The organism is Rathayibacter sp. AY1D1 (assembly GCF_002932635.1).
Taxonomy (GTDB): domain Bacteria; phylum Actinomycetota; class Actinomycetes; order Actinomycetales; family Microbacteriaceae; genus Rathayibacter.
The window spans coordinates 1-3,208 of the sequence record NZ_PSVY01000062.1; the positions used below are offsets into that span (position 1 = coordinate 1).

The window sequence follows — 3,208 nt, forward strand, 5'->3', positions numbered from 1 at the left end:
CGGCCGCTCGGTGCTCAGGAGCTGTGCGAGGTGATCCGGATCGCCTACGACCCCGCCGCCGCCGTCCTGATCGATGAGGCCCGCGCCTCCGGGGACGTGCCCGAGCTGTCGTGGACGGACGTCGGCCCCGCGGCCGCTGAGTCCCGGTGGGAGTCGTACCGGCACGACGGCGCCGTGTCGACGTCGTGGACGATGACCTCCCCGCCGCGCGGAGTCGTGCAGTCCGGGATCCTCGCGCGCCTGCTCGCGCCGCACCGCGACGTCGCTCGCAAGCGCGTCACCCTGCTCTACCGCCCCATCGACCCGGCCCGCGCCGCGGCGATCGTGGAGGCGGACCTGAACGCGGCGCAGTTCAACAGCTCCGCGTCGACCAAGCCCACCGCCCGCTCGACCCTCTCCACCCGCTCCGCCCAGGCGACCGCGGCGGAGGAGGCCTCCGGTGCTGGCCTGCTCAACTTCGGCCTAATCGTCACCGCGACGACCACCGACGCTGTGCACGAAGCGGACGCCCGCGCGGCGATCGACTCGCTGACCGCCGCGGCGCGTCTTCGGGTGCGGCCGGCGTTCGGGTCGCAGGACACCGTTTTCGCTGCGGGTCTGCCGCTGGGGCTCGTGCTCCCGCGTCACCTGCGCCTGCCCACCGAAGTGAGGGAGTCCCTGTGAGCCTGATCACCCGCCTGTTCTCCTCGAACAGCGACAACGAGCTCGAGCCCGGCGAGGACGTCCTGCCGGACGGAGCGGTCACCGCCGCGCACGGCGATACGACGGGGGAGGAGCTGACCGGCGACGGCCTGCCCACCGGTGCCGTGTCGTCCTCGGCAGAGCCCGGCACCGACACGACGGCACCCTCGCGGCGGGCTGCGCGCGGGCAGGGCGAAGCTCCAGCCCCGGTAGCAGCGGTCGCTCAGCGCCCGACGCTCACCAGAGAGCGCACCACCCCGCGCACCCGACGCCGAGAGGGGAAGAAGATCGAGATCCCGCACGGCGGGAAGAAGAAGAGCCAGGGGACGGCGCTGCGCCGTCCTCTGCGCCCGAGCATCCGCGGATGGCTCGGTCGCGGCGGTGGTGAAGCCGTCAACGTCACGGCCGCAGACGAGTTCCGCGGGACGACCGTGCAGGTGTGCGGGCTGTACCCGTTCTCGGTCGGGACGGGTACGCCGATGATCGGGGTGCCGCTGGGGAAGAACCTCTCCACCGGCGCCTCCGTCTGCTGCGACCCGATCAGCTGGTTCCAGCGCGCAAACCTCATCAGCAACCCGTCGATGTTCGTGCTCGGCAAGCCCGGCCTGGGGAAGTCCTCGCTGACCCGCCGCATGGCCGCCGGCCTCGCCGGGTACGGCACGATCCCGCTCGTGCTGGGCGACCTCAAGCCGGACTACGTGGATCTGATCGAAGCTCTCGACGGGCAGGTGATCCCTCTTGGCCGTGGCCGCGGGTACCTGAACATCCTCGATCCCGGTGAGGCGTCGGAGGCGGCGCAGCGCCTGCGTGACGAGGCCGACCGCTCGCTCGAGCGGGCCGACGAGCTCGCGCACCAGGTCGACGCGCTCGGCGTCTCCGACGACACCGCGGCGATGATCGCGGAGGTCGGTCGGCTGCGCAAGCACGCCGCGAAGGTGCAGCGCCTCGCGCACCAGGTCCTCGCGGACGCCCACGGCCGCCGGCACACGATGGTCGCAGCGCTGCTGACGATCCTCCGCTCCCAGCCGCCGAGCGACCGTGAAGAGACGATCATCGACCGGGCGCTGAAGTACCTGGACGAGCACCACCAGGGCGTGCCGGTCCTCGCGGACCTGCTGCGCGTGATCCAGGAGGCGCCGGACGAGATTCGTCAGGTCGCGTTGGACCGCGGCAACATCGAGAAGTACAAGGACGTCACCGAGAACCTCGAAGCCTCCCTCATCGGCCTCACCACCGGTGGACGCCTGGGCGAGGTGTTCTCGAAGCAGACGACCACGCCGATGCGCCGGGACCGGCCCGTCGTCTACGACGTGTCCTCGATCGACGACTCCGAAGGCGACCTCCAGGCCGCGATCCTCCTCGCCTGCTGGTCCGCCGGCTTCGGGACCGTCAACGTCGCGGCCGCCCTCGCGGACGCGGAGCTCGAACCGCAGCGGCACTACTTCGTGATCCTGGACGAGCTGTGGCGGGCGCTGCGCGCGGGTAAGGGCATGGTCGATCGCGTCGACGCGCTCACCCGCCTGAACCGTGCGCGCGGCGTCGGCCTGGCGATGATCAGCCACACCATGTCCGACCTCCTCGCACTGGCCTCCTCGGAGGATCAGATGAAGGCGAAGGGCTTCGTGGAACGCTCCGGCATGGTCATCTGCGGCGGCCTCCCCGGTGCTGAGATGCCGCTGCTGACCTCGGCGGTGCCGATGTCGATCGCGGAACAGGGGATGCTCACCTCCTGGCAGGACCCGCCCGCCTGGGACCCCGTGTCCGGGCACGAGTCCGAGCCTCCCGGCCGCGGCCGCTTCCTGATCAAGGTCGGCGGACGTCCCGGTATCCCGGTGCGCGTCGAGCTGACCGCAGCAGAGAAGGAGGTCAACGACACCAACAAGCTCTGGCACGCGACCTCCCGCGCCGGCCGCGCAGCGGAGCCACTGCCCACCGATCCCGTGAACGTCGAGATCCTGCCGTGAGCGTCCTCGTCGCACTCGGCGCGAGCTGCGTCGCGGCCGGCGCCGCCGGCGCCGCGATCATCAACGCGATCCGAGCCCGTCAGCGGACGGCAGACCGCGATCGGTTCCTGCTCACCCTCTGCTGGACCGGCGTCGGGCTCATGGCGAGCTTCGTCGCCTGGGACCAGTGGGACCGGGTGATCGCGTGAGCTGCCCGTCGACGCTCGCCTTCGAGGGCTACCGCTGGACCTGCCAGCGGTCCGCCCCGGGGGAGCACGGCTTCCACACGACCGACCTCCCCGTCTCCTTCGCGGAGCGGGGCCTCGCGGTCCTCTCCTGGGGGACCTCGCACCAAGCACCCGCCAACGACTGCACCCCGCGGTGGGCCGGCCCGATCTACACGGAGGAGTCCGCATGAGCGCCACCGCCAACAACCGCCGCCGCGAGCCTGGCAAGGCCAATAACGACGCCCTGATGCTCGGCGCAGCCCTCGCGGCGATCGCTGCGATCGGCATCGTCTGGGTGGCCGTCGCGGTCGGTTCCAAGCTCGACGGCGTGAACGAGGGCCTGCCCTCGGACCCGTT

General features: G+C 71.5%; 4 protein-coding genes. All 4 read left to right on the forward strand.

The window, feature by feature from the left end:
- On the forward strand, positions 1–663 hold a 663-nt coding region (locus C5C56_RS17320), incomplete at its 5' end, for an SCO6880 family protein (protein WP_374954283.1).
- A gap of 374 nt (positions 664–1,037) precedes the next feature.
- Positions 1,038–2,645 (forward strand): ATP/GTP-binding protein, encoded by a 1,608-nt coding sequence (locus C5C56_RS17330; protein ID WP_258065709.1) that lies wholly within the window; start codon positions 1,038–1,040, stop codon positions 2,643–2,645.
- The gene (locus C5C56_RS17335) at positions 2,642–2,833 is read left to right on the forward strand and encodes a hypothetical protein (RefSeq protein WP_104234428.1); all 192 of its coding nucleotides are present in this window, start codon (positions 2,642–2,644) and stop codon (positions 2,831–2,833) included. Before C5C56_RS17330 ends, C5C56_RS17335 begins: the two co-directional genes overlap by 4 nt.
- Entirely contained in the window at positions 2,830–3,042 is a 213-nt protein-coding gene (locus tag C5C56_RS17340; protein WP_104234427.1) for a hypothetical protein, read from the forward strand. Before C5C56_RS17335 ends, C5C56_RS17340 begins: the two co-directional genes overlap by 4 nt.
- The last annotated feature ends 166 nt before the right edge of the window (positions 3,043–3,208 follow it).